A 26,481-nucleotide genomic window follows, 5' to 3' on the forward strand; every position below is an offset into this window, starting at 1 on the left:
ATGTGGGTAAAGTTGGGGAGCAAGCCTAAGAAGGCGGCTCCTCTTTTTTGTGGGCAGTCCCGGCAGAAAGGCTTATGAAGAACAAAGACGGCACATATTTGCAAAAAACGCCGTCACAATGGTCATATATCTACCGGCGGGACGGTAAGCTGTACCAAATAATAGATCCGAATGGAAACACCGTTCAGCTCACTTATCTGGGAAGCCTGCTGACTGAGGTGTCCACATTAGGCGGAAAACTGACTTTCACGTACGGGGACGGGGGCAAAGTGGCCCGTGTTACCGACCATACCGGACGGTATGCCGCGTATGAATATGACGCCATTAACCATGTTCTAACAGCGATGATTTTGCCGGACGGCGCAAGGATCGATTACGGGTATGATGACAGGCAGCGCATGACTTCGATTCGCAATCCGAATGAAACAGCAACTTTGATTAACGAATACGACGACCAGGATCGTGTCGTAAGTCAGGTGGACTTCGCGGGTGTATGGGGAGAGATCAAATATTACCCTGAAGAGATGCAGACGGTGACGACGGATGCGCTTGGCCGCAAAACCGTCTACCAATACGATGAGCGTTACCGCAAAACGGCAATGACTTATCCGGACGGTACAACGGAGCGGTTCGAATATGATAAGCATGACAATATGACCGCGATGACTGACCGTAACAAGAATGTATGGGAGTATATGTACGATGAGAGAGGGAATCTGATCCGTTCGAAGGACCCGGCCGGATACCAGACGAAGATTCGTTATAACGCCTTGAACCTCCCCGAGGAGATTATTGATCCCCTTGAGAACAAGACGATACTGAAGTACGACAGCAGAGGAAACCTGGTTTCCATCACCGATGCGCTCGGGGCTGTGTCGCGTTTTACCGTGAATGGCCAGGGAATTCCAGAATCGATGACCAACGCAAAAGGCGAAACGACGACCATTCAAAATAATGAGTACGGCATGTCCGGAACCATTGCTGATCCGCTTGGCAACCGTCAGGAGTTGACCCGCGACCCGCTGCACCGGATAACCGGCATTTTGGATGCGCTGGGTCAGCAGACGAAGCTGGAGTATGACCCGCGGGGCAGATTAACGGCAAGAATTGATGCACTCGGGAATACGGAGCGTTATGAATACGACAGAAACAGCAATCTGACCGGCTACACAGATCCGGCTGGAGCGCGGACTGTTTTCGAATACGATGGTTTGGACAAGCTGCTGTCGGAGAAGGACGCAATGGGCAATATAACGCGCTATAGCTATGATGCGTTTGGTAATATGATAAAAGTCACCGAAGCAAATGGCGCGGTAACGTCTTATACTTACAACATATCGAACCGGGTTGCGTCTGTTACCGATCCGGAGGGTAAAGTCAGCGAATATGAGTACGATGGAAATGGTAATCTGATTCGTACCGTTGATCCGAACGGCGGGGAGACCCGCATTGAGTACGATGGGCGAAATCTGCCGGTCAAAGTAACGGATGCGAATGGCGGAACCTCCTTGTTCAGTTACGATGCCGCAGGCCGGTTGACGCAGGAAACGGACCCGCTTGGACATAGTGTGGGTTATGTCTATGACGAGTTGGGACGGGTAGTAACGCAGACGGATGCATTGGGACAGAAGACGACATATACGTATGACGACGCAGGACGCCTTGTCCATACGACCGAGCCGAATGGAGCGCAATGGAAGCTTGAGTATGACGCAAGAGGTATGCTTGTCAAAGTAACGGATCCACTCGGACAAGTATCTGCAATGACCCGGGATGCGCTCGGACAAGTAGTGAACACTACCGATGAAGCGGGAAAGAAATCGACATTCCAGTACAATCCGTTAGGTCAGGTAACAAGGGTGATTAATCCTCTTGGCTATGCGACGGATACGGTATATGATGCACGCGGTTTATTGACGGCGGTAAAAGATGCGAAAGGCCAAACGACCTCTTACAGCTACGACCCGCTGGGCCGATTGCTGCAGGTAACGAACGCGCTTGGAAACACGACCTCATATGGATATGACGTTTTGGGTAATCTCACCTCCAAGACCGATGCGCTCGGCCGTGTTACGAATTATCAATATAACTTGCGCAGCGAGTTGATCAAGGAAATCGGTCCCGAACAGCGAGTCACGGAGCTTTCCTACGACGCTCTTGGCAATAGGGTCGGCGTTACCCACCCGGACGGCCAAACGACAAGCTACGGCTATGACGTGTTGAGCCGGTTGACGGATATCCAGTATTCAGACGGGAAGCGGGTCGGCTACGAATATGACGCAACCAGCCGCAGGACCAAAATGACCGACGAGCTGGGCACAACGACATATACCTTTGATGCGCTGAACCGTCTGATCCAGGTGACGGATCCGTATTCACGGACAATTCGCTATGAATGGACAGCGAGCGGCCAACGCAGCCGAATTGAATATCCGGATGCTTCCTCCGTCAGCTACCAATATGATCTATTGGAGCGGATGACGGCGGTAACCGATGCGCAGGGGAATACGACGACCTATGCATACGACCCGCGCGGCTTGCTTGTCTCCAAGCAGATCCCGTCAATGGGCCTAAGCAGCTATCAGTATGACGATGCCGGACAATTGCTCGAATTGACGCATCAGAATCAATTTGGCAACGTCTTGGAAAGATTGGCATATGCCTATGATCCGGTAGGAAATCGAATTCAAAGCGAGCGGCTGTCGAATGAAGATGATGACGACGATGATAATGACTACGATGATGACGACAGACTGAGAATCGTAACCGACTATGTATATGATGCATTAAATCAGCTGGTTGAAGTGCAAACACAGAATATGATGTCTTCGAAACACCCTGTTTCCACAACTAAGTATGCCTATGATGCAGTGGGGAACCGGCTGGAGAAAACAAGCGCATGGGGCAAGTGGACGAAGACGGAATCCTACACCTATGATGCGGCGGATCGTCTGATCAAGATGGCGAGCGAGAGAGAAATCAACGATTATCTCTATGATCCGCGCGGTAATTTGTTAAGCGTCACCCAGCAGCGCCTGCTGCCTCCGCGTAAGCTGAAAATCGATTCCGATATTCTAGGCAAAACATTAACGGACAGCGTCTATAATAAGACGGTTACGGATAGTGTCTACCGGAATCTGGATTCAATGACGGAGGAAGATTTCGATCCGCTGCGCAACCTTTTTGAGACGGCAAAATGGTCGAAACCAAGAATAGTCGCGCAGTATGTCTGGAATGGCGCAAACCGGCTTTCCCGGCAGGTAAATTATCGCGGCGATATCACACGTTACGCATATGATGGAGACGACAACCGGATGAAGATGACGGTTGATTACAACGACGACTGGGACGATGACGATCGGGTTGACGACTGGCGTGATGATGACGATGATTGGGAGGATGAAGACTGGGGTGACGATGATTGGCGTCAATACGAGCAATGGCTGCGCGAAGGCCTTCAAAGCTCTGAAGGCGGCAATGTACCGTTTGAAAGAGACAATGCCGATTCCGACATTCAGCGTCATTACGGTAACGAGGACCGGGACGATGATTGGTATGAGGAAGAGGACTGGTATGAGGATGGGCACAATGACTGGTATGACGACTGGTTTGAGGATTGGAACGATGAGTGGGATGATGAGGATCGCACGGAGCTGTATTTCACCAATGATGTAAGTCTTGCTCTGCCCGAACCCCTGCAAATTACGGGCGGCGGTGACGGCAAATGGAAGCAAACGTATGTATACGGAGCAGGCGGCGAACGTCTGAGCATGACCTCTCCATCGAAATATCGCTACGATAACGATGATGATCGGGATGATGATGACTGGGACGATGATGGTCAGCCTAGAACGCAATGGTACCTGCAGGATGCGCTGGGCAGCGCGATTGGCATGCTTGATAAGCGCGGCCGCGTAACCGCTCGCGCCCATTACGATGAATTCGGCGTTATGCTTGGCACCCATACGTTTGATTCGGATGACAGACAAGGACCAGGCAGTCTGTTCGGCTACACCGGATTGGGTTATGATTATACCAGCGGACTCAATTATGCGCGTGCTCGTTATTACCAGCCTGAGTTGGGACGGTTTATTAGTGAGGATACTTATAAGGGAGAATTGAACAATCCCCTGACATTGAATTTGTATACGTATGTGCATAATAATCCATTGCGTTATACTGATCCTAGCGGACATTGTATTACGGATTGGCTTGGAAAATCATTTTGTGAAAAAGCTTGGAAAACAATTAAAAATGATGTTATAACCACTTGGGATAGTTTAAGGACTATTCACTCTGACTGGTATACTGCAGTGGATTATTGGTCCAGAGGTGGATTGACGCAATTCAAAAGTTATCTTGAGATAAGTAAGAATAAACCTCTCTCTCTAGAGCAATTTGTAGCGGCATTCCTGATATTTATAGATTATACGCCTCAGAAAATGACCAGAGAAGTATCAACTGAAATTCTAAATGGAACTCACCGATTTGCAAGTAAGTGTAACTGTTTTACGGCGGGAACCAAAGTTATAACAGACGAAGGGGAGAAACCTATCGAGGAAATCGAGGTAGGTGACAAGGTTCTTGCCAAAGACGATGAGACAGGCGAGATGGCGTACAAGGAAGTTGAATGGCTCTTCCAACGTGATGTTGAGGAAACGTATAATATTACTGTTGGCGGCGAAGTCATAACGACAACTGACGAACATCCGTTTTGGATTGTCGGCAAAGGTTGGGTGGAAGCACAACATCTTGCGGTGGGCGATGTTCTGACAACTTCGGATGGTAAGGAATTAGCCATTGAGAAGATTGAGGTTAAGCAGGAACAAAAGACCGTTTACAACTTTAAGGTGAAGGACTTCCATACGTACTTTGTTTCCAATCTTGGCATTTGGACGCATAATGCATGTGGACCGTATCAGTGGGGGAACAAAAACACATTACAAGACCATTATGACAGACATGGCTCTTACTTTGGAGCAAAGAATCCTACTGAGTATGCGAATAAGGCTAATGATTTCTTTAAGAATAGAAATAAGTACAAAGTAAAGGTAGATACTGACGGTACAATCAGGGTTTATGACCCTAAAACAAATTCTTTTGGTTCTTATAATGCTGATGGAACAACAAAAACATTCTATAAGCCAAAAAGAGGGCAAGCTTATTGGGATGACCAGCCCGGAAAATAGTTGAGGAGGACAGCATGAATCGAGTTTGCTTTGTGTGTAACTATCAAGATTTATATGAGCCACCGTATGACAATAGAGGCATACCTTCCGATGAGATATGTCCATGCTGTGGATTCCATTATGGTTTTGATGATGATGGGTTCAGCAATAAGGAAGATGCCTACAAACTATGGCTAGATAAGTGGATAAAGAATGGTTGTTTATGGTTTTCAAAAGGCAGGAAGCCGGCCAAAAATTGGAGTCCGGCTGAACAACTAAATAATAAGAGTTGAATGTGCTTTGACCTTGGGGGCGGAAATCCTCAAGGTCTTTCTTTTCCCCCACCCAGTGCCGAATGAATCGGGCGGCTAAGACATGATGAACTTAACGTCCACTTTCCCCGTATGAGATATTCTCAAAACCCCTGTACGCACAATTTCTTTCAGTTAGCTTGAATTTTATACCCCTTTTCAGTTATCTTCTGACCTCGTTTGCACCTCAAAATCATCAGTTACCATCGTATACAGGCCGAAGTACCTTATCTTCGTTTTCTCCCGTTTTTCTGAAATAAAGAGCAAATGCAAATAAATCCGTAACAAATAGCATTACCGACACGATAGGGAGGACGAGGAAGAATAGTCGCAACTATTCAGATACATAGCCCGACTTTTATAGTGTGTGGGAAAGCACTCTCGTATCAACTCATTTATGCCCGACCTTCAAGGAAGGCCGCCCAAACTCGTTTATAAAACCAAATTGTTTGGTTTACATGGCTTCGTACAAGGAAATCTGCCGTCACCGCCGGCTTGATCGAGAGAAAGAGTATATTCAAGGAGAATATACTAGGGAAAAGTTGGTTCGTGCGGTTATACTGGAAATGGTCTAACAGTTCCATCAGATACGCTCATTGGGATTTTCTAGCGGCTAGAAATCGCACTCAAGCTAGGCAATACGCTGTTACCTGCTTCTGTTCTATCGCTTTTCAAAATCTGCTCTCGTAACATTAGTTATGATGATGACTGGGACGATGATGGTCAGCCTAGAACGCAATACTCCTTCCATGCTTAGCCCCCTGCGGAAATTTTTTAACGAATTTCCGTCTATAATTAGAGGGCAAGGTGGCTAGCTTTCTATCTTGAGAGTACTCCCGTCACTCTGAACGCAAGAACATTGCCAAGCTGTTACTCGATGAACTGGACAGGTTGTCATACACTCGGCAATATCCTGCTCGCCCTGCCCAGCGCATCCTGCAGGGTAAGCCGCATTCACCTTGTCGGAGCAAAGGTGACTTACGGTACTGGAACGGATATTCATCCTACGTGCTAGTAAGTCGGTCGAAGTCCAATGTTGGACGTTTCCACATTTGCGCCAATGGCACCCATACGTTTGATTCGAATGACAGACAAGGACCATAGGAGGATATTTTTCTAAAATTACAGAAGTAAAAATAATAGACCAAGATGAATACATTGAAGAACTTGGTACTTGGTTGCCTGACCTTTTTATGGAGACAAGATTTAAAGATGATGGAAAACCAGTATATTCTTTTTATTATTATGACTCACAAGACGACTGGGCAAAAACAAAAGTAGATACGTTTAATGCTATGATTTTCACCAGGGCGGAATATTTTGAAGAGTTTGATTGGAAGACGAGGAGAGGAGGTCGATAATTTGACTAAGAAAGTGAATATAACATTTGGGGTGTTGATCGCTTTGATTATTCTATTCTCTATAACTTCATTTGGTAGTGAAAACAATAAAGATGAAAAGGGTAATAAGACCATCAGTGAAGAGTTTCGACAGGATTGTTTAAAGACACTAACAATTCTTGAAATTGTAATTAGTAACAAGAGTTTATATACTGATGACGAAAGAAGAATTATACGAGAGTTTTCCGAAACAAAATATACCCCCTATGAAGAAGAGTTTAAGTATCCTGTATTAAAAACTTCTAGAAAGTATTTTTCGAAGATAAATCACAAAAATTTAGATGATCCTAAAAATGATTTACTGGTAAATGAGTTACTTGGTGAACTAGATAATTACAGAAAAGAGTTGCAAAAAATGTAGCTATTCGTTGCACCAAATGAAAAGATAAGGGGGGAGTGGGATAAGAACGGACAATGTATTAAAACGATGTAAAAGCGAGAAATTAGTTTATAAAGTCTCTTCTCAGGAAATACCAATTTATAGCAATCTGGCTAATGCTCAAACTTTAGTTCTGTTGCCTCTGACGTTCGAAGTAATTATTATTTATGAATACGATAACAGAGATACATTAAACTTAGAAAGAAAGGAAATTCGTTTTAAAGCTGAGGAAATAAACCCCAGTTGTGAAGTGGCAGAGTTTCAAGATGATAACATTTATCTTGTATATTTGAGGAATAAGAGAAGTGGAAATAATACGCTAAATAAGGGTCTGTCCAGTATTTTCGTATTATGAGGTTAGCCAGCTTAATCTGGTTAGCCTCTTTTTGGTTTATGATAGCTGTAGCCGGGGGAGAACGATCAAGTATTGGGGCGAATGAGCCCGTTACACAAACTGTTCACCCGCTATTACACAAACCATGATTAAGCTGGTTGAGACAATCTTGATCTCGTATAACACGCGAAGCTATGGACGTGCAATGGTTAGTGGGGATCCGGCAAATCTTCTGTAGGAGGAATTATGAAGCCAGTCATTGGAATCGATGTCTCAAAAGGTGAAAGCGAAGGGTATATCCTTCTGGAACGGAATAAACCGTATGAGAAGGCATTCCGCTTTCTACATACCCACGAGGAAATTACCAGATTAATTTTGAAGTTGGAGAAGGTGGAGGAGCTCACCGGTGCAAAGCCGGCTGTTGTTCTGGAATCAACGGGGCATTACCATTTGGGGCTGGTGAGCACGTTACAAAAACATGGGTACGAAGTCATTGTACTCAATCCCCTTATTCCTCAGCGAGCTAGGAAGTCCAAGTTAAGAAAGGTAAAGACCGACTCAGAAGACGCCAAACATCTAGCAGAATTATACTACCGGGATGAGTTAAAGCCCGGTCTGACGAAGCGGTCAATGGAGCAAGAAGAACTCCGTTTCTTGAGCAGACAGCACCAAATGATTAATCACGCTTATGTCCAAGCCCAACTTAATTTCCAGTCCATACTGGATCAAGTATTTCCCCTATACACCGACATATTTGGCCCATTATTCTCCGTTACGGCGCTTGAGGTGCTAAGGATGTACCCAACGCCCGAACTTGTTCTTACTGCCACTCATGAGGAGCTTAAGGACATGATTTTTGCCCGCTGTAATCGGTCGGATAGTTGGGCATCCACTAAGGCTGCTGCAATTATACAGGCAGCAAGGAACAGCCTAGTGATTGATTCAAATCCGAGCCAGGTTATAGCATTACGGCTTATGATTAATTTGCTAATGGAATACCAAAGCCATCTTGCTAATCTGGAAAAAGAAATCAGAACAAAAGCTAGTTGCATTGCTGGTTTTGATTTACTGTGTTCGATTCCTGGAATCGGTCCGAAACTTGCCGCAACAATCCTAGCCGAAATTGGGGATATCTCATCGTTTGATCATTCGAAAAAGCTTGTCGCATTTGCTGGTATTGATCCAAGTGTATTCTCGTCAGGGAAATTTACAGCGACTAGGAACCGAATAACAAAACGAGGCTCCACTCGCCTACGCAGAGCTTTATATTTGGCAGTGCTTTGTGGAATCCGAGGGGCAGCCAGAAACCAACGTATTCGTTTGTTTTACGATCAGAAAAGACTTGAAGGCAAACCGCATCGTGTTGCGCTTATTGCTTGCACCAATAAGCTGCTTCGTATCATTTATGCATTACTTAAAAACTCAGTCCGGTACTGCCCATCTTAATCCTTAAAAAGGTCAATATTACATATAACTCCAGTTGTGGCTGGGGTTACTTTCGTATTGCCTTTTTTTGATTCTATCAAAGAAATAAGTTTTGCCGAAAGAGACTTGACATCATATTAGCTGGTTGTGTAAACCCTCTTGTAGCAGAAGTTAACGTAAGTACTGACCGAACCGATCTGGGAAGATAACGGAGAGCTGGAGGATCCCCAGTTCTGTATGCGTCCGGTCCACTTGCGGGTCACATCCATTGTTGCCAAGTAGAGCATCTTGAGTAGTGATTCATCGGAAGGGAAATACTCTTCCCTTGGTTACGTTGCGAAGCTGTCGTTGGTAGCTCTCGATCAAGCCGGCGGTGACGGCAAATGGAAGCAAACGTATGTATACGGAGCAGGCGGCGAACGCCTGAGCATGACCTCTCCATCGAAATATCGCTACGATAACGATGATGATCGGGATGATGATGACTGGGACGATGATGGTCAGCCTAGAACGCAATGGTACCTGCAGGATGCGCTGGGCAGCGTGATTGGCATGCTTGATAAGCGCGGCCAAGTAACCGCTCGCGCCCATTACGATGAATTCGGCGTCATGCTTGGCACCCATAAGTTTGATACGAATGACAGACAAGGACCAGGCGGTCTGTTCGGCTACACCGGATTGGGTTATGATTATACCAACGGACTCAATTATGCGCGCGCTCGTTATTACCAACCTGAGTTGGGACGGTTTATTAGTGAGGATACTTATAAGGGGGATATGTGGAATCCTCAGAGTCAGAATCTTTATGGGTATGTGCATAATAACCCTTTGATTTATACCGACCCAACTGGACATAAAGTGTGGCTTATTCATGGTACAAATTTAATGAAAGTTGATAACCCAGAAGATACATGGACTCCAGAATTTAGAGAGTATATTGGTGATTTATATGATGAAGATGTTGCTAGGCACTATTGGTCAGGTGGCAATAATAAACCAGCTAGAAAAGAAGCTGCTGAAGCATTAGCTGAGGAAATTATTTAATGGAGGGAAGAAAACCCGAATGAGCCTATCAGATTGGTAGGTCATAGTCATGGTGGTAACGTTGCGATAATGGTCGCGAATCTACTAGGTGAAGAAGATATAAGAGTTGAAACTCTAGTGACTATTGCAACGCCAGTACGAGGGTATCAACTTAACCAAGAAGTAGGTCAGCATCTTCATGCGTATAATGACCGAGATAGCGTTCAAGTTAATGGGGGGAGCATATGGTTGTTAGGAAAAGCACGACGAACATTTTCTGCAGCCGCGAATGTAAAAATTGAGGTTGATAAAAAATACGATAATATTGAGGCGCATTCAGCAATGCACTCGAATGTAGAAATTTGGAAGGAACATATTCAACCGTTACTCGCTTACTTTTATGTAAAACATTAACAAATTCATTGGTGTATACGGACTGCAATTAGCAGTCCGTATATAATTCTCGTGAGCATCAAAAGGAGTGATGTTATTGCTGCAAGTACTGAGAGTTATATGGGTATTGGCTACTTTAGTTAATCTTTTTGCCGTTGTATGGTTTGTTTTTGGAACAACAGCAAATTTCCAACGAGGAATAGATTTGGTTTCAACAGTCATTCTTACCTATTTTGGGATACCATCGATATTGTTGATTGTTTTATCATCTATTTTACTTTTTAAAGGATGGTCTCCTTCATCGGCATGGGGCATAGTTATAGTTTCAATTATGATTTTATGTATGCTTTCATTAAGTCCAACACTATTCAAGAGCGTAAATACAGGTGGTTGGTTATCTGAGAATATAGTAACCGATACGTTGCAAACAACAGCAGATGGTCAGTATGAATATCAGCTGGAATTAATAAATTTATTCCAAAAAAACAGTTTTGCTAGGCTCTATATTAAAAACAACTCTACAGGTGAAGAAATGCGGATTCCTTTAGATATGCCTGTAAATACTATTAAGGGTTTAACAAAGGAAAAGGAGAATTATTGGATTATGTTAGAAGGTACATCTGAGGCGGACAAATATATACTGTACACGACACCAAGATTTCCCTTATCTGATGAAACATATGAAGTTAGTATGAAGAAAAGAGAAGCAAAGAAGCAGGAATAATAACAACCAATTTATCCAATTGGCCACATGCGAGTGTAACAACTCCATTTGGTATTTTCTTTTTACATAGCCCCCACCCAGTGCCGAATGAATCGGGCGGCACGACTCGAATGGACTTAACTCTCATCGTACCCGTATGATATTTCTGTAGTATGCCTGTACGCACAGTACGCTTGAATTTTATCACCTAAATAACGCATTCGAGTTACATCCAACAGGTCGATTATGGTCAGATACCACCATGATTGACCTGTTTTTTTGTTATCTTCGTTTTCTCACGGGTTTTTGAAAATATTTCGCAACTGTAGCAGACACCGCTCGGATAGATATGCTGTTTAAGCCCTTGCAACTTTATGGCAGGAAAGCCCGACCACTATTATTGTTAGAACTTATCTGCAAATTGTCTGCAACTATCCGGCAGTATACCACGATGACTATAGTGTGATAGCACTCTGGTGACGGCCAGTTGACATATACAGGGTAAGATAACGTGAAGGCTAGCCACCTTGCCCAATTATCTTTGCTGCTGCGCGGTAAAATACTCCAAGAAGGAAGGTAGAGCAGATGAAAGACCTATGGTTGATAAAGAACAACCAAGCCGCCAATGCCTACATGGACGAGGTAAGTCAGGCAAGCCAATTCACTTCACAGCATAAGGGATTTACCAAAGTGCCGCATAAAATTCATCGGTGTTACGGTTTGAGTCCCTATGAGAAGCTAATTCTCATTGTGAAGGCTTCACAGGGGAATAGGGAACAACTATTCTTTCAATTAGCATTCCGCCAGTTAGCCCTATCCCGCCGCCATAAAGAACCGCACAATCCGATTTTTTTGGCGCACTACGAGAAGAAGCAAACGGAGGGCAAGACAAAGGGGCAGGCGTTTGTCTGCATCATGAGAAAGCTGATCAACATCGTCTATAAGATGATGAAGAACAAGACGGCGTATGTTATGCCTGCTATGCCGAAGGAAGATGTTGTATAATAATGGTTAGGGACGGCGGTGTAAATCTAACGATTTCGCCGTTTTTTCGTATAACTTAGGATCTTTATTACTCAGGATACGTATGTATATTTTAATGGAAGTATAATGAGGTACGATGCAATTGGAAATATAGTATACGGCTATCTAGGTAAAGTGTTTGGAATCAGTGATTCAGTATTATTTGCTGGTAGAAGTTATGCACAGATAAAAGACGGGACTTATAAGAATGACTGGATACCTATAACAGGTGGAGATGACCCGTTAGATCAGTATTACATTCAATATGGAATTGATCTGTATAATAAAAAATAAGGCTAGGTGATGAGTCTGAGAAAAAAGTGGTGGTTTAGGTTAATCGTATTAATATTTCTATTTGTCATATTCTTAGTTATCTTTGGAATATGGTTTTTTGGACAGTATATCCTACCAACTCCCCCTAATTGGAATTGATGTATCATCGAGAAAACCACATGTGAGAATGAACTCCCTGTGGTTTCTTTTTCGTATTTATGCAGTAACCCCCGCCCAGTGCCAAATGAATCGGGCGGTACATCTTGAAAGTACTTAACTGGTTAAAGAAGTATGCTTGTAGCGTGTAAAAAGAAAACCACTTGGAGTTTTTACACTCACTTGTGGTTAGAAATATAAAATTTATCTTCTTTATCATTATTTGAAGCATTTTTTCAAAATTAGCCCAATCAGATTCCCAACTACAATTGCTATTATGGATATAAAAAGTACCATAACTAGCACAAGTCCCTCTGCAATGTTACCCTCATCTCCTTGACTACTGGGTTCTCCTATTGTTATCATAAACGCCAAATAGAGTAAAGGAAGAGAAACAAACAATCCAACACTACTAAAATAATATTTCCAAGTTGCTTTCTCATATAAGAATACAAATGTACCTGCATTAATTACTGCCGATAATCCAAAAAAAACGATCACAAACTCTATTGTAAACGCCCAATCAAAATTAAGAATAAAGACCAAAAGCATGAATGTCATTATCAAATGCACTAGTGGATTTAACAAGTGTATTAAAAATCTGTTCATTGAATATCTCCTTACTTGCGAGATTTTTTGTAGATGTTAATACCCACCTGTATCATTGCGAAGTCCCTCGGATCATCAAAATATGTTGAGATGTATTTCCATTCAGATGTACCCGAATATATTTGAAAAAGGCCCGCTCCTCCTGTAAGAAAAGTATCATCATATCCAAAAACTTTACCTGCGTATCCAAAATATATATTACCTAAATCATTTCTTCTATATAATTCCCCATTATAAATGTAATACATGTTGTCTTTAAAGTATGAATTCTTCACATCCACTCTCCCATCTGTTTTTACAAGATTAATGAATCTTTTTAATTTTGTAACAGGATCCGCCGAGTAACGGTTCCACAAAATGAATGTAGAGTATTATGACAAGATAAAATATTGTATGATTTTTATATCATTGTATTTATTATGGGGTGCTCTATGGGAACTAAATTTGGAAATTCTAAGGATAGTGATTTTAAGAAGACTGCGTTAGAAATTATTGAATTGTATAAAATTAGTATCGAGTTTGTCGGATATCCGTATGATGAGACGGAAAAATATGAACACTTTTATAGTACAGCGTATGGAGAAAAAGAAGAGGGAATTAAAAAACGAATTATGAGTCTCCATTATGATTTTTTTGCGGCGGCAAACTTCAAGGATAGAAATGACCCGAGCAATAAACTTCTAGCCGAACAACTCTTTCCTGAACTTAAAGAGATTAAAAAGCTTATTGAAAACCTGTGATTGTCCTTGAAACCACAATGCATATTAACCTTTTCAAACTAAGGAGCTGATAATCAAATGATCAATTATGAAGGCATTCATCATGTTGGAGTAGTCATTACGGATTTGGAGAGGGCGAAGCGGTTCTACGGTGAGGTTTTGGGGCTGAAGGAAAGCGGTGAGCGGCCGGCGTTTGATTTTGACGGGGCTTGGTATGAGGTGGGAGCGATGCAAATACATTTGCTCGTTCACGAACCGGCGAAGACGCTGCGCGGTACGACGAGCATTGATACCCGGGACGGACACTTTGCACTGCGGGTGGCAAACATGCAGGAGGTGCTGGATCGGCTGGCCAAGCATCAGATCCCCTGCAAAAATAACCCTGACAGCATTACCGGATGGCACCAGGTATTTGTGACGGATCCTGACGGCAACGTTATCGAGTTCAATGCGGTAAAATAAGCTGCCGGGAAGTGCAGCTAAGATATCAAGCTGCGCACTGTTTGAATGGATACACCGGTGGAATGTACAACTTCCATGTAACTAGCCCGCGGATTCTCAGCCATATATTGCTTGACCTTTTGCACCTCTTGATGCTCCTTCGTCAGACAGCTTGCGCAAAGCTTCGATGGTGTAGTGAGTATAAGCTGGCCGCAGTGCGTACAGTTGATTACATTCATGGTAGTATTTCATCCCCCGATACTAAATCTTGTAGCAGATAAAAATCTTCAATAATAATACGAAACCTGCTTCCGTTTTGTGGGGGTATCGGAAAAAAACGAGGGACAGCCCGGCATGATCGCACAAGGGCTGTCCTTTTTCCTTACTTCAGCAATCTTTGTTGTCTTTCTTCATCGGTTTCGTCTCGGTGGTATCGGCAAGCTTGTCCCCGAACTGCTCCAATCGTGAAGGCTTTGCCGCAGGGCCGGTGTTATCCGGCTTGCTGTTTCTTCCTGACATGTAGATCACCTCCAACGTTCATAAGATGAACGGATCGGGCACTTTTCATACCTCCGACTAAATTGCTGAATGTTGTTGATTGTTTATTATTATCGTAAAATCATTGGTGATATTACCAAGCCGATTAAACAAGGAAGTGGATGGCCTCCAGAACGATTGAGGGGCTGCTCGGAAAGAGCATCCTGTCGGAGATTCATGCGGACCTGTTCTTTACCTCGTCAGAAGGGTTCAGTCTGGAAGCGGGAATGACGGACTTCAGCGTCTATGAATCCGAGCTGAAGAAGCAGATGGCGGAGAATGCGGGCAAAGTCGTTGCCATGCTCGACCACACCAAGCTGAACCGCCGGTCGATAGCGACCTCAATCCAGGCGTCGAGCATTCACACGCTCATCACGGATAGCAAAGCTGACCGGTCCTATCTATCCAGGCTGAGCGGGCTTAACGTCATCATTGCGGAATGACAACAAACATTAGTAAATGAATAATGAATTATTGTGATTTTAATTGCTGTTCATTAACATAAATAAACGCCGACAAACGAAAACAAAGCTTGACGGTTGACAATAAACGATGGAAAAATATAGTCATCATAATAGAAGTCATTAAAGTAAAAGCCAAACAAGCTTCTACCGGAGGAGAGATCAAGGATGCAGCAGCGAATGAAGGAAATCAACGAGCAGGCTAAAAGTTGTCCATGCGGATCGAACCATCATCCAATCGAAATTGATGCTATCTACATTGAATCTCGGGCTATGGATCGCATAGCCTCCTACTTGCTGGAACGGAATTATAAACGTGTGTTGCTTGTAGCGGACAGCATCACGTTAGAAGCAGCGGGAGCGAAACTGCAGGAGTCACTCCTTGCTTCAGATTTGGAGATCAAGAGGTGTATCATTCCTCCGGATCATCAGGGAGATGTTGTTGCCGACGAACGATCCATCGTACATTTGATGCTGGAGGTTTCCCCGGATGTTACGGATATTCTCATTGCCGTCGGTTCCGGCACGGTTCATGATATCGTGCGATTTGCAGCCTATAAAATGAACAAACCGTTTCTTTCCGTACCTACAGCGCCTTCGGTAGACGGTTTTAATTCAAAAGGAGCACCGATCGTTATTAAGGGGGAGAAAATCACGATCCCCGCTTCAGCGCCGGCAGCGATTTTCGCCGATTTGGATGTACTGGTAAAAGCGCCTGCGGCTATGATTGCGGCAGGCTTTGGCGATATGCTCGGAAAATACACCTCTTTGTTCGATTGGAAGTTCTCGCATGCGATCGCGGAAGAGCCTTATTGCCCTTTGGTGGCCAGCATTACGGAGAAAGCGCTGCAGGATTGTGTGGCGCAAGTGGATGAGATTGCAGCCCGAAGCGAGGAAGGGATTCGCCTGTTGATTACGGCCCTGATTGAATCCGGCCTGGCGATGCTTGTCTTCGGTCAATCTCACCCGGCATCAGGGGCGGAGCATCATCTGTCGCATTATTGGGAGATGGAATATTTGCGGCTTGGCAACAAGCAGCTGCTGCATGGCGCGAAGGTCGGCGCGGCCTGCGCGGAGATCGCGGCGTTATACGACCGGGTGATCAAGGAGGAGCAGCTGCCGAAGGCGGCAGCGAATGCAGCACAGGACGAGGCGAGCAGCGGGAAGCTTCTCTACATTCAAGACAAGTGGGGCGAGATTCAAGGGTGGCAGCGGGAGATTCCGGCTACGGACCAATTGAAGGCTTGGCTTCAGACCGTCGGGGGTCCGACCGTTCCATCGGAGCTTGGCGTCACGCAGGAGCTTGTTGGACGCAGCCTTCGAGAGGCCCATGAAGTAAGAAAGAACCGTTACACGCTCCTGAGAGCGCATAACGAGTTCTTGTTGTAAGATCTCTATATTCAATCAGAACTGCATTGCCAAATAACTTAAGCTGCCGTACTGATAGCTTTTGTGAAGCACCTTGGCCGGTGTGTCCGGATTGCCGCTTCCGAAGGCGATGATCAAAGGAATAAAGTGCTCCGGCCGGGGCACGGCTTCGCGTGCATAAGGGGCGAGCTCCATATAGTTGAAGATGGCGGGCAGGTCACGTGTGCTGAGACGTTCGATAAACCAGTCATCGAATTGCTGGGCCCAAACGTCCGGTGTTGTCTTGCCGAATTGAATCCGATTGAAATTATGAACGGTCGCTCCGCTGCCGATGATCAGGATGTCTTCCTGTCCTAATCCGCGCAGCGCAGCGCCTATTTTGTATTGTTCTTCCGCTGGAAGAAAAGGATGAACGGACAGCTGGATAACCGGAATATCCGCTTTAGGGTATACGCGGTGAAGCAACGTCCACGTGCCGTGATCCAAACCGCGCGTTGTGTTGAGCTGCGAGGCGATGCCGTGATCCGCGAATTTTTGCTGCAGCATGGCCGCAATTGCCGTTGATCCCTTGGCCGGATAACGTATGGACATGAGCTCGGGAAAGCCGCCAAAATCATAAATCGTCTCGTACGTGTCATCTGTTGAGGTGATGGATAGTGTCTGTGTTTCCCAATGCGCCGTGAAGACGACGATTGCTTTGGGATTGAACTGCTTGCCAAGCTGGTCGAGAAACCGGGTGTACTCCGTATCTTCAATTGTAATATATGGAGCTCCATGTGCCAGAAATAATGAAGGAACCAATATAACCACTCCTAATTTAAAATAATTAACTTTATAATAGTTAGTTAAGTATACGTCGCACCTATCGATTCGTCAACTCAGGCTCTTCAAACAACACACGTTCACAACCGGAGGAATATCTCACGAGCTCCCAGCGCCCGATTGGTCGCATGACGGTGGTTAACCGCAATACTGAAGTTCCTAGGCACCCCGTTTCCCGCTGTAATAGTTCCTCTTTCACTTTACATTTCCATCAAACTGAATTAACCTATAAACTACGATTTTATTGCCGAGGGGGCTAGGGTTCAGCATGAAAGTCTTGCAAGATGAGAATCCAATATCAGCATGATGTCTTTTACAACCGTTCCTCTGCTTACGTTTTTATCTCCACCGCTGCCTTATTTTATTGAATCGGACCGCAAATGCTATGAGGTGGGCGAGGCCCATCCAAGCCGTTCTAATATGGGGACTTTTGATTTGTTATATGTACGTTCAGGCGGATTGCACATTGTCGAAGGGGACAAGTCGTGGACTTTGGGTCCGGGACAGCTGCTCATTCTACGGCCGGACACACTTCATTATTCAAATCAGACCTGCACAGAAAGAACCGAATTTGATTGGGTGCATTTCCAGACGGCGGGAGACTGGGAAGAGAGCGCAGCTGCTCAGGAAGCCACGCTTCGCGGCGATCATTATATCTATGCTATTCGTCTTCCCAAGACGATGACCCTTACCTCGCCTGAAGCTGCGAGTTCACTTTTTGACCGGCTGCAGGAGGCGGCAGGCGGGACAGCCGCGTCTGCGTTTTGGCAGCGGCAGCAGCTGTTTTTGCAATTGCTCCGGTTGATCGATGAGGATTGGCGTTCAATCGCTGCACCGACAGCGGTGGGAGTTGCTGAGCGGGCTGCAACTTATTTAAAGCGTAATTATCAGCTGCAGGTGACCAATACAGGCTTGGGCGGTGAGCTGCAGCTGCATCCGAACTATATCGCGCGGTGTATGATTGAAGTGTATGGCATCACGCCGCAGCAGTATTTGCTGCACTACCGGATGGATCAGGCCAAGCTGATGTTAATCAAGACCGATTGGCCGGTAGCTCGGATCGCTGAAGAGACAGGGTTTCGGCAAACACCGCATTTTTCCCGGACCTTTTCAGAGCATACGGGCATCTCGCCGCTGCAGTATCGTAAGCAGTACACGAATGACACGCCATAATATGTTTCCTGAGATGGGAGTTTGTTCTTCCGCTCCTCTCCAATGCTCGGATCGTATGGTTCAGCCAATGGGGGTGTCCCATAAGTCATCGATGATCAACGATGATAGCTTAAAAGCATTGGTTGTACCGCAATCACTGCGCAGTCGAATGTTCTTCCGATCGCTGTTGTTCCCGGATTCCCTTGAATAAATAGGCCGAGGTGGGAATCCGGGAACAAAGGCGACCGCTGACGCTTCTCCAGAATCATTCGATCTGCTTCGTTTAGGCGTAACCTTTTCTTTCATAAAAAAAGAAGCCTTTCCTTGTTAACATGTAAGTACGACCAAACATGAACAAAGGAGAGGCTTCTTTTGTACATCGAATATACCATGGACCAGCAGCTTACTTTGCCCATGGACTTGCAGGAAGATATCCCCGAAAACCATGAAGAAGGCCGCAGTTGACCGAAGACGAGAAATGGCGCCATTTCCTAATGATTTCATGTGCGACACTCGTTCTACTGATCAATAAACGCAAATAGACCGCCCCCCTGGAAAAGGTTCGGTCTATTCACTGATCGATATCCCCAAGCCGACCGCCTTTATATCGGCTGTGTACCAGGAGAGTGTTGGTCGAGACGTGGAATGATCTGACGGAATGTCCGTCAGGTCCTATTTGGTGTTCTATTAAAAATCGAAATTGTCCGGATCCGGACCGAAACGCTTGTCCTGATTAAGCGCATCGATCTGTGCAACTTCTTCCTTCGTTAAGTTGAAATCGAAGATCTCCGAATTTTCTTTAATGCGCGATGGCGTAGTGGACTTCGGAATCGTTACGACATGCTTTTGCAGATTCCAGCGCAGCACAACTTGAGCAGGAGATTTGCCGTATTTCACACCAATGCTCTTTAAGATGTCCAGATCCAGATTACCCTGCATGAGCGGGCTCCAGGCTTCGAGCTGAATGTGGTTCTCGATACAGAAATCATGTGTTTCCCGCTGCGTCAGGAGGGGATGATATTCCACCTGATTCACCATCGGTTTAATTTCAGCCTCACCCATCAAATCAATCAGATGATGCGCTTTGAAGTTGCTTACGCCGATCGCGCGTACAAGTCCGTTGTTATAAATTTTTTCAAGCGCCCGCCAAGTATCCTTGTATTTTCCTTTGACCGGCCAATGAATAAGCAAAAGGTCCAAATATTCAAGACCGAGCTTCTGTCTGCTCTCTTCGAAAGCATTCAAGGTTTCCTCAAAGCCTTGATCGCCATTCCATATTTTAGTGGTAATAAACAGCTCATCACGGGCTACTCCACTATTGCGAACGGCCTCGCCGACGCCTGTCTCATTCTTGTAGGCTGCTGCTGTGTCGATGCTGCGGTAACCGGCTTGGATGGCCTGCTCGATTGTCTCTTGTACAATTTTCCCGTCTTCAACTTTCCACACGCCTAAGCCCAGCCAAGGCATTTTGACGCCATTATTCAATGTTGTGCAGTCTGCGGTCCGCAATGTCATCTCTCATCCTCCTAATTATTGGATTATTTCATTATATACCCGAATGAGCAGAAATTAAAAACTCTTTTTTTGGAGGTGTTACAATCCCTTATCATTCAATTTTTATAGATCAAAATATAATTTGTCTAACAAAAAAACAAACTAATATCATATACGTCTATAATTATCGTTGACGGAAACCAAACAAAACTGTATGATGTCTATTATGAAAATAAACGAATAACGGAGTTGATTGTCCATGGAGCTAACAGAGCGTTTTTGGAGCGCATCATTAGATGAACTGATGAATGGATATTTATTTGATGAGTCGCTGGAAAGCTACGTATGCCTGATTTGCGGGGAAATGTTCGAGGACGGCGTCATTTATCCGCAGGGGGAGCAGTTCTTCGAAGCACGGAAATTCGTCAAGCATCATTTGGAACATACGCACGGCTCGATGCTGTCTTACCTGCTGAGCCTCGATAAGAGAGCAACTGGGCTGACGGATTTACAGAAGGAGCTGATTGAAGCCTTTGCATCCGGCATGAGCGACGGGGATATTGTGAAGCAGACAGGCGCGGGAAGCACGTCAACGATCCGGAACCACCGGTTCGCGCTGAAGGAGAAAGCGAAGCAGGCGAAGCTGTTTCTGGCCATTATGGAAATGCTGGAGCAGTATGCATCGGGCGCCCCGAGGTTTATTCCGATTCATCGTTCCGCAACGCAGGTGGATGAACGTTATAACTTGACGGAGGAGGAGTATGCCGCGCTGCTGAGCAAATATTTTCCGGATGGTCCGGAAGGTCGGTTAACCGGGTTTCCCCGCAAGGAGAAGCGAAAGCTCGCGATTTTGCGCCATATCGCCTCTTTCTTTGAAAGAAAAAGAAGATATACGGAGAAGGAAGTCAATCAAGTGCTCAGCCGTTTCTATGAAGAGGATTATGTGACGCTGCGCCGTTATCTGATTGAGTATGGTTTCATGGGACGCGAGGATGACGGCAGTGCTTACTGGCTGAAAATATAAGCTTCCTTCGCAAGCTTTGCTCGCGCTTGGCATGTTTATTAGCGGCGCGAGCATCATCGGAGTCGGACTGTCGACCAGTATTCCGCTTACACTGACGCTGCAGTTTCTAAATGGGCTGGCCTTTCCGGCTATCCATATCGGGATAAGCACAACCATTCTGAAATGGACCGATACGCCGTTTATAGGCCGGGTCAACGGGGTTCTACTTCCCGCCGTCTTTAACCCGGTTGAAAAATTGGCTGATCGCGTAATAAGCCGAACCGCGCACGGCGGATTGCTCACCCAGCTCGGCGAACAAAATGTGCATGTGGCGGCGATGATACGGCAGCGTGCGGCGTTCCACCGTCTCCCGTACGGCATCACCGATCCACGCCTCCGCACGGCTCATCCGGTTGCCGATGATCACCACGTCGGGATTGAAGACATTGATGATGTTGGCGATCCCCGCGCCGAGAAACTCCCCGATGCTGCGGAATAGCGCTGCTACTTCTTCGTTGCCGCTTTCTGCTGCTCTCAGCAGGCCTGTCAGATCCCCGAATCCGAGGTTCTCGGCGCGCTCCAGCAGTGCATTCTCCGAAGCATACAGCTCCCAGCAGCCTTGATTGCCGCAGCGGCAAGGCTTGCCGCCGAGTTCGATGGACAGATGCCCGAGCTCGCCTGAGAATCCGGATGCCCCTTTATACAGCTCCTTGTTCAGGATGATGCCTGTTCCGATTCCAATGCCGACACTGACATAGATTTGATGGGGAATTCCGCGGCCGGCACCGTATTTCTGCTCCCCTTGGGCCCCGGCATTGGCTTCATTATCAATGATGACCGGCAGATTGAAGCGCTCAGACAGCAGCTTCTCCAGCTCCACATGCTCCCACTCCAAATTTGGCGCGAATAAGATCGAGCCGTGGTCATCCACAATGCCGGGGACACCCATGCCGATTCCGACAACCCCGTATGGGCTTTTCGGCGCCTGCATAATAAGTGTTTCAATACACTCATATAATTCAGGCAGTACACTGCCTGTGTCATGACGCAGAAGTGCTTTGTCGAGCTCGGCGACTACCGATCCTTCCAAATCGGTTAACACACCGCGTATATAGTTGACTCCCAAATCGATCCCGACCGCATAACCTGCCGTGTTGTTGAACAGCAGCATGACCGGCTTGCGCCCGCCGCTGGACTGTCCCGGTCCGATCTCGAGCACCAGATGATTGTCAATCAGATCCTGCACCAGGCTGGAGACGGTTGCTTTATTGAGCCCGGTCTGCTCGGAAATTTTCGCGCGGGAGAGTGGAGCTTGCTTAATGATGGCGTCCAGCACGACAGCGGTGTTGATTTTTTTAATGAGTGCTGTGTCTCCTGTTTTTTTGTACATGTTCGTTAGGAACCTCCGTCCAAAGCTAGCGAGTGGCTATGCTCTCGATTTTATCATGATTTACATGATTTTAACCCTTTATTATGTTAGAAGGATGAATAGATGGTGAATTGAATAGATATATTTTAACATAAAACTTAGTTTGTTTAATAGACAAACTAAGTTTAAAAGTGATAATATAGATTTAGAAAGAGCGTTTTCATTTTATCTAAACCATAATCATTCATTCATTTATCCGAAAAGAGGAGGCTGTTTCGCAATGACTTATTTCAGCGGCATTAATAAAATTCAGTACGAGGGTAAAGGCTCCGACAATCCACTGGCGTTCAAACAGTACAACCCGAAGGAAGTCGTGCTCGGCAAATCAATGGAGGAGCATCTGCGCTTTGCAGTCGCTTACTGGCACACCTTTACCGGTGCAGGTGCGGATCCGTTCGGCGCCGGCACAGCAGTTCGCGGTTGGGACCATCTGGATACAATGGATAAAGCGAAAGCGCGCGTCGAAGCAAACTTTGAATTCCTGGAGAAAATCGGCGTACCGTACTACTGCTTTCATGACCGTGATATCGCTCCGGAAGGCGAAACATTGGCGGAAACAAACAAAAACCTCGACGTAATCGTCGATTTATTAAAGCAAAATATGAAAACAAGCGGCGCTAAGCTGCTGTGGAATACAGCGAACATGTTCACGAACCCGCGTTTTGTGCATGGCGCTGGCACAAGCGTGAATGCGGATGTATACGCTTATGCGGCTGCACAAGTGAAGAAAGGGCTGGAAGTCGGTAAAGAGCTCGGTGCGGAAAACTATGTATTCTGGGGCGGCCGCGAAGGCTATGAAACGCTTCTGAATACTGATATGGCATTGGAGCTGGATAACCTTGCAAGGTTATACCACATGGCAATCGCCTATGCGAATGAAATCGGGTTTGACGCCCAATTCCTGATCGAGCCAAAGCCGAAAGAGCCATCCAAGCATCAGTACGATTTTGACGCGGCGACGACGATCTCGTTCCTGCAGAAATATGATTTGCAAAATCACTTCAAGCTGAACCTGGAAGCCAACCATGCAACACTTGCAGGCCATACGTTCGAGCATGAAATCCGTGTAGCGGCAATCAATGGCATGCTGGGCTCGCTCGATGCGAACCAAGGCGACCTGCTGATTGGCTGGGATACGGATGAGTTCCCGACGGACCTGTATGCAACAACATTAACGATGTATGAAGTGCTTCGCGCGGGCGGTATCGGACGCGGCGGCATTAACTTTGACGCTAAGGTTCGCCGCGGTTCGTTCGAGGACCAAGACTTGTTCCTTGCTCATATCGCAGGTATGGACAGCTTCGCATGGGGCTTGAAGGCAGCTGCGAAAATGATCGAAAGCAAGTTCTTCGACAACATTCTGGACAATCGTTACCGCAGCTTTAAAGAAGGCATCGGTGCAGACATCGTATCCGGCAAAGCGACGCTGAAATCACTCGAAGAGTACGCTCTGAAGAATAATACGATCAAGAATGAGTCCGGCCGTCAAGAACGTATTAAGCTGATGATCAATGAAATCATCTACAGCGTATAATTGTCCGGTCACGGAAAGTTCTCGAGGGGAGCGTGTTAAAGCGTGAGTTACGTAGTTGGAATTGACTTAGGCACCAGCGCTGTCAAAGCACTGCTGGTAGACCGGGATGGAAATGTGAAGGCTGAAGCCTCGCGTTCCTACCCGCTTGTACACAAGCACTCGGGCTGGAGTGAGCAGCAGCCGGAGGATTGGGTAGAGGGAACGATTGATGCATTGGCTGAGCTTGTATCCGGGCTGGGCAGCAGTGCTGATCAGATCGAAGGAATAAGCTTCTCGGGTCAAATGCATGGATTGGTGCTGCTGGATGGCCAAGGCCGTCCCGTGCGCAACGCCATTCTGTGGAATGATACGCGCACGACGCAGCAGTGCCGGGAGATCGACCGCGTGCTGGGCGGCAGGCTGCTTGAAATTACGCGCAATCCAGCGCTTGAAGGCTTCACGCTGCCGAAGATCTTGTGGGTGAAGCAGAACGAGCCGAAGGCATTCGAGCAGGCGAAGCTGTTCGTGCTGCCGAAGGACTATGTCCGCTACCGCTTGTCGGGACAACTGCATATGGATTACTCGGATGCGGCAGGCACGCTGTTGCTAGACGTGGCAGGAAAGCATTGGAGCGGGGAGATTTTATCAGCGTTCGAGCTTTCTGCGAGCTTCTGCCCGCCGCTCATCGAGTCACATGGGCTGGCCGGTAAGCTTCTGCCTGACATTGCGCAGCGCAGTGGATTGAGCGAGTCGACAAAGGTGTTCGCTGGCGGCGCGGATAATGCTTGCGGCGCGATCGGTGCAGGGATTCTAACGGAAGGCGTAACCTTGTGCAGCATCGGTACTTCGGGTGTGATCCTGTCCTCTGAAAGCGATAAGCAGAAGGAATTCGGCGGCAAGGTGCATTTCTTCAATCATGGCAAACAGGATGCGTTCTATGCGATGGGCGTCACGCTGGCGGCGGGCTACTCGCTGAGCTGGTTCAGAAATACCTTTGCGGAAGGCGAATCGTTCGAGGAGCTGCTTGCAGGCGTCGGTGATATTGCTCCTGGAGCGGGCGGACTGCTATTCACGCCTTATCTGGTAGGTGAGCGCACGCCGCATGCCGACTCGGCCATCCGCGGCAGCTTTATCGGTATGGACGGTTCACACAGCCGCACTCATTTTGCCAGAGCGGTTATGGAAGGCATCACCTTCTCGCTTAACGAGTCGGTTGATATTTTACGCCGCGCTGGCAAAACCGTGGACACGATCATTTCGATCGGCGGCGGTGCGCAGAATCCGGTCTGGCTGCAGATGCAGGCCGATATTTTTGGCGCAACGGTCGTAGCGCTGGAGAACGAACAAGGTCCGGGTATGGGCGCAGCGATGCTGGCGGCTTACGGCTGCGGCTGGTTCGACAGCCTGGAAGACTGTGCGCAGCGGTTTGTGAAACGGGGCGCGGCATATAATCCGAATCCGGACGCGGTTAAGGTGTATGCCAGCTTGTTCGAAGTGTATCAGCAGGTCTATGCGCAGACGCGCAGCTTGAATGAAGCATTGATCCCTTATCGGGGGTAACGGAAGCGGCAGTGAAATCATGATCCGATAGCGGGTAATGAGCTGCTTGAATGAAGCGTTTTTCCGGCGGTGTCAGCGGGCAAGGCAGACTGAGCACTGATTTCTTTAGCCGGGGGAGCGCGAAGGGGTTCCTTCTTTATAATGGCTACTGATTAATGCCCTCTACGGCCGTATTGGCCCGCAGGGCATTCTTTTTTATCTATTCGGAGGGGCAGGAGCGAGTGCGCCTGGGATTCCCGATCAGGTTTTTCTCGCCCATTACCTTTAAAAGGTAATATTAAGGTTTGATTATGGGCAAAATATATATCTGCATCACTTATGATAGTAAATGGAAAGGAAGCGGAATGTAATGGACCAGTACCCTTCGAAGGCGATACGATTCGAATTTTTCGATAATAACAGCGCAGTTCTTGCATGGGGAACGTTAAAGGAGCTGGGCTACTCGCCGGTACGAGAAGACGGCCATCGTGTCCATATCCATTTAGAGCGGGGCGATCTGACCTCTGCGCTCGAGATTGCTATGGCGCATGGGGGGCGGTTAATTGAAGAAGCGCCGATGGAGGAGGCCTGCTATACCGATACGGCGTATACAATGGATTCAATTCGTATTCCTGCTCACATAGTCAATGAGGATCGGTTCGATAACTACACAGAGTCAGACCCGGAGCAGAACCGTTTGTAGCAGGATCGCCAGATTTATCAACAAGCCCAGCCAACCTTGCACGAGGCCACTGAAAAAGTCCTTTAAACAAAGAAGGTACCGTCCCTCAAATACATTGAGAGAG

Annotated in this window: 23 protein-coding genes and 2 pseudogenes; 17 read left to right on the forward strand and 8 right to left on the reverse strand. The window is 46.6% G+C overall.

Features of this window, described 5'->3' with window-relative positions; all coding sequences use genetic code 11:
- Positions 1 to 74 precede the first annotated feature (74 nt).
- The 3 genes from IEW11_RS18890 to IEW11_RS18900 all read left to right on the forward strand — a co-directional run bounded on the left by IEW11_RS18890 (position 75) and on the right by IEW11_RS18900 (position 9,038).
- Positions 75 to 5,189 carry a polymorphic toxin-type HINT domain-containing protein gene (locus tag IEW11_RS18890; protein WP_188532615.1) on the forward strand — a complete coding sequence of 1,705 codons (5,115 nt, stop codon included), beginning with the start codon at positions 75 to 77 and terminating at the stop codon, positions 5,187 to 5,189.
- A gap of 1,652 nt (positions 5,190 to 6,841) precedes the next feature.
- The gene (locus IEW11_RS18895; protein WP_188532616.1) at positions 6,842 to 7,240 is read left to right on the forward strand and encodes a hypothetical protein; all 399 of its coding nucleotides are present in this window, start codon (positions 6,842 to 6,844) and stop codon (positions 7,238 to 7,240) included.
- Positions 7,241 to 7,838: 598 nt separating this feature from the next.
- Positions 7,839 to 9,038, forward strand: a complete 1,200-nt coding sequence (locus IEW11_RS18900; protein WP_188532617.1) for an IS110 family RNA-guided transposase — start codon at positions 7,839 to 7,841, stop codon at positions 9,036 to 9,038.
- Between the two features lie 150 nt (positions 9,039 to 9,188).
- On the opposite strand, the pseudogene IEW11_RS25005 reads toward IEW11_RS18900, so the two are convergent.
- Positions 9,189 to 9,392 (reverse strand): annotated as a pseudogene (locus tag IEW11_RS25005) (IS256 family transposase); the annotation flags it as partial.
- A 54-nt stretch (positions 9,393 to 9,446) separates the two neighbouring features.
- Here IEW11_RS25005 and IEW11_RS25230 point away from each other — a divergent pair.
- The 5 genes and pseudogenes from IEW11_RS25230 to IEW11_RS25365 all read left to right on the forward strand — a co-directional run bounded on the left by IEW11_RS25230 (position 9,447) and on the right by IEW11_RS25365 (position 12,453).
- Positions 9,447 to 10,061: an RHS repeat-associated core domain-containing protein gene (locus IEW11_RS25230; RefSeq protein WP_188532649.1), complete on the forward strand. Its 615-nt coding sequence runs from the start codon at positions 9,447 to 9,449 to the stop codon at positions 10,059 to 10,061.
- An 18-nt stretch (positions 10,062 to 10,079) separates the two neighbouring features.
- Positions 10,080 to 10,454: pseudogene (locus tag IEW11_RS25235) on the forward strand (PGAP1-like alpha/beta domain-containing protein); the annotation flags it as partial.
- Positions 10,455 to 10,524: 70 nt separating this feature from the next.
- Positions 10,525 to 11,157 carry a hypothetical protein gene (locus tag IEW11_RS18915; RefSeq protein ID WP_229725458.1) on the forward strand — a complete coding sequence of 211 codons (633 nt, stop codon included), beginning with the start codon at positions 10,525 to 10,527 and terminating at the stop codon, positions 11,155 to 11,157.
- Between the two features lie 564 nt (positions 11,158 to 11,721).
- Positions 11,722 to 12,141, forward strand: coding sequence for a hypothetical protein (locus IEW11_RS25015; protein ID WP_229725460.1), 420 nt, complete (start codon positions 11,722 to 11,724; stop codon positions 12,139 to 12,141).
- 66 nt (positions 12,142 to 12,207) lie between these two features.
- Positions 12,208 to 12,453: a polymorphic toxin type 44 domain-containing protein gene (locus IEW11_RS25365; protein WP_373289351.1), complete on the forward strand. Its 246-nt coding sequence runs from the start codon at positions 12,208 to 12,210 to the stop codon at positions 12,451 to 12,453.
- Positions 12,454 to 12,807: 354 nt separating this feature from the next.
- Here IEW11_RS25365 and IEW11_RS18930 read toward each other — a convergent pair whose 3' ends face one another.
- A complete protein-coding gene (locus IEW11_RS18930; protein WP_188532621.1) occupies positions 12,808 to 13,197 on the reverse strand; it encodes a hypothetical protein in 390 nt (129 codons plus the stop codon).
- An 11-nt stretch (positions 13,198 to 13,208) separates the two neighbouring features.
- Positions 13,209 to 13,553, reverse strand: a complete 345-nt coding sequence (locus tag IEW11_RS25370; RefSeq protein ID WP_373289350.1) for a polymorphic toxin type 44 domain-containing protein — start codon at positions 13,551 to 13,553, stop codon at positions 13,209 to 13,211.
- A 75-nt stretch (positions 13,554 to 13,628) separates the two neighbouring features.
- On the opposite strand from IEW11_RS25370, the gene IEW11_RS18940 reads away from it, so the two are divergent.
- Positions 13,629 to 13,937, forward strand: coding sequence for a hypothetical protein (locus IEW11_RS18940; protein WP_188532623.1), 309 nt, complete (start codon positions 13,629 to 13,631; stop codon positions 13,935 to 13,937).
- Between the two features lie 57 nt (positions 13,938 to 13,994).
- Entirely contained in the window at positions 13,995 to 14,378 is a 384-nt protein-coding gene (locus IEW11_RS18945; protein WP_188532624.1) for a VOC family protein, read from the forward strand.
- Between the two features lie 17 nt (positions 14,379 to 14,395).
- Here IEW11_RS18945 and IEW11_RS18950 read toward each other — a convergent pair whose 3' ends face one another.
- Positions 14,396 to 14,596 carry a hypothetical protein gene (locus IEW11_RS18950; protein WP_188532625.1) on the reverse strand — a complete coding sequence of 67 codons (201 nt, stop codon included), beginning with the start codon at positions 14,594 to 14,596 and terminating at the stop codon, positions 14,396 to 14,398.
- Positions 14,597 to 14,744: 148 nt separating this feature from the next.
- Complete coding sequence (locus IEW11_RS25160) at positions 14,745 to 14,876, reverse strand: hypothetical protein (RefSeq protein WP_268237418.1); 132 nt, start codon at positions 14,874 to 14,876, stop codon at positions 14,745 to 14,747.
- A gap of 140 nt (positions 14,877 to 15,016) precedes the next feature.
- Between IEW11_RS25160 and IEW11_RS18955 the strand changes: the two genes are divergently transcribed.
- Positions 15,017 to 15,337 carry a DeoR/GlpR family DNA-binding transcription regulator gene (locus tag IEW11_RS18955; RefSeq protein WP_188532626.1) on the forward strand — a complete coding sequence of 107 codons (321 nt, stop codon included), beginning with the start codon at positions 15,017 to 15,019 and terminating at the stop codon, positions 15,335 to 15,337.
- A 186-nt stretch (positions 15,338 to 15,523) separates the two neighbouring features.
- Positions 15,524 to 16,744 (forward strand): sn-glycerol-1-phosphate dehydrogenase, encoded by a 1,221-nt coding sequence (locus IEW11_RS18960; RefSeq protein WP_188532627.1) that lies wholly within the window; start codon positions 15,524 to 15,526, stop codon positions 16,742 to 16,744.
- Between the two features lie 15 nt (positions 16,745 to 16,759).
- Here IEW11_RS18960 and IEW11_RS18965 read toward each other — a convergent pair whose 3' ends face one another.
- The gene (locus IEW11_RS18965) at positions 16,760 to 17,524 is read right to left on the reverse strand and encodes a dioxygenase family protein (protein WP_188532628.1); all 765 of its coding nucleotides are present in this window, start codon (positions 17,522 to 17,524) and stop codon (positions 16,760 to 16,762) included.
- A 324-nt stretch (positions 17,525 to 17,848) separates the two neighbouring features.
- Here IEW11_RS18965 and IEW11_RS18970 point away from each other — a divergent pair, with 324 nt between their 5' ends.
- Positions 17,849 to 18,718 carry an AraC family transcriptional regulator gene (locus tag IEW11_RS18970; protein WP_229725463.1) on the forward strand — a complete coding sequence of 290 codons (870 nt, stop codon included), beginning with the start codon at positions 17,849 to 17,851 and terminating at the stop codon, positions 18,716 to 18,718.
- Between the two features lie 666 nt (positions 18,719 to 19,384).
- On the opposite strand, the gene IEW11_RS18975 is transcribed toward IEW11_RS18970, so the two are convergent.
- The gene (locus IEW11_RS18975) at positions 19,385 to 20,212 is read right to left on the reverse strand and encodes an aldo/keto reductase (protein ID WP_188532629.1); all 828 of its coding nucleotides are present in this window, start codon (positions 20,210 to 20,212) and stop codon (positions 19,385 to 19,387) included.
- Between the two features lie 238 nt (positions 20,213 to 20,450).
- Here IEW11_RS18975 and IEW11_RS18980 point away from each other — a divergent pair, with 238 nt between their 5' ends.
- On the forward strand, positions 20,451 to 21,215 hold the full coding sequence (locus IEW11_RS18980) for a DUF2087 domain-containing protein (RefSeq protein WP_188532630.1): 765 nt from the start codon (positions 20,451 to 20,453) through the stop codon (positions 21,213 to 21,215).
- 202 nt (positions 21,216 to 21,417) lie between these two features.
- On the opposite strand, the gene IEW11_RS18985 is transcribed toward IEW11_RS18980, so the two are convergent.
- A complete protein-coding gene (locus IEW11_RS18985; protein WP_188532631.1) occupies positions 21,418 to 22,584 on the reverse strand; it encodes an ROK family protein in 1,167 nt (388 codons plus the stop codon).
- 259 nt (positions 22,585 to 22,843) lie between these two features.
- On the opposite strand from IEW11_RS18985, the gene xylA reads away from it, so the two are divergent.
- The 3 genes from xylA (at position 22,844) to IEW11_RS19000 (ending at position 26,378) form a co-directional block, all read left to right on the forward strand.
- A complete protein-coding gene (gene xylA / locus IEW11_RS18990) occupies positions 22,844 to 24,157 on the forward strand; it encodes a xylose isomerase (protein WP_188532632.1) in 1,314 nt (437 codons plus the stop codon).
- Positions 24,158 to 24,199: 42 nt separating this feature from the next.
- Entirely contained in the window at positions 24,200 to 25,696 is a 1,497-nt protein-coding gene (xylB, locus tag IEW11_RS18995; protein WP_188532633.1) for a xylulokinase, read from the forward strand.
- A gap of 349 nt (positions 25,697 to 26,045) precedes the next feature.
- Positions 26,046 to 26,378 carry a hypothetical protein gene (locus tag IEW11_RS19000; protein WP_188532634.1) on the forward strand — a complete coding sequence of 111 codons (333 nt, stop codon included), beginning with the start codon at positions 26,046 to 26,048 and terminating at the stop codon, positions 26,376 to 26,378.
- The last annotated feature ends 103 nt before the right edge of the window (positions 26,379 to 26,481 follow it).

The organism is Paenibacillus abyssi, from assembly GCF_014640295.1.
Taxonomy (GTDB): Bacteria; Bacillota; Bacilli; order Paenibacillales; family Paenibacillaceae; genus Paenibacillus_D; species Paenibacillus_D abyssi.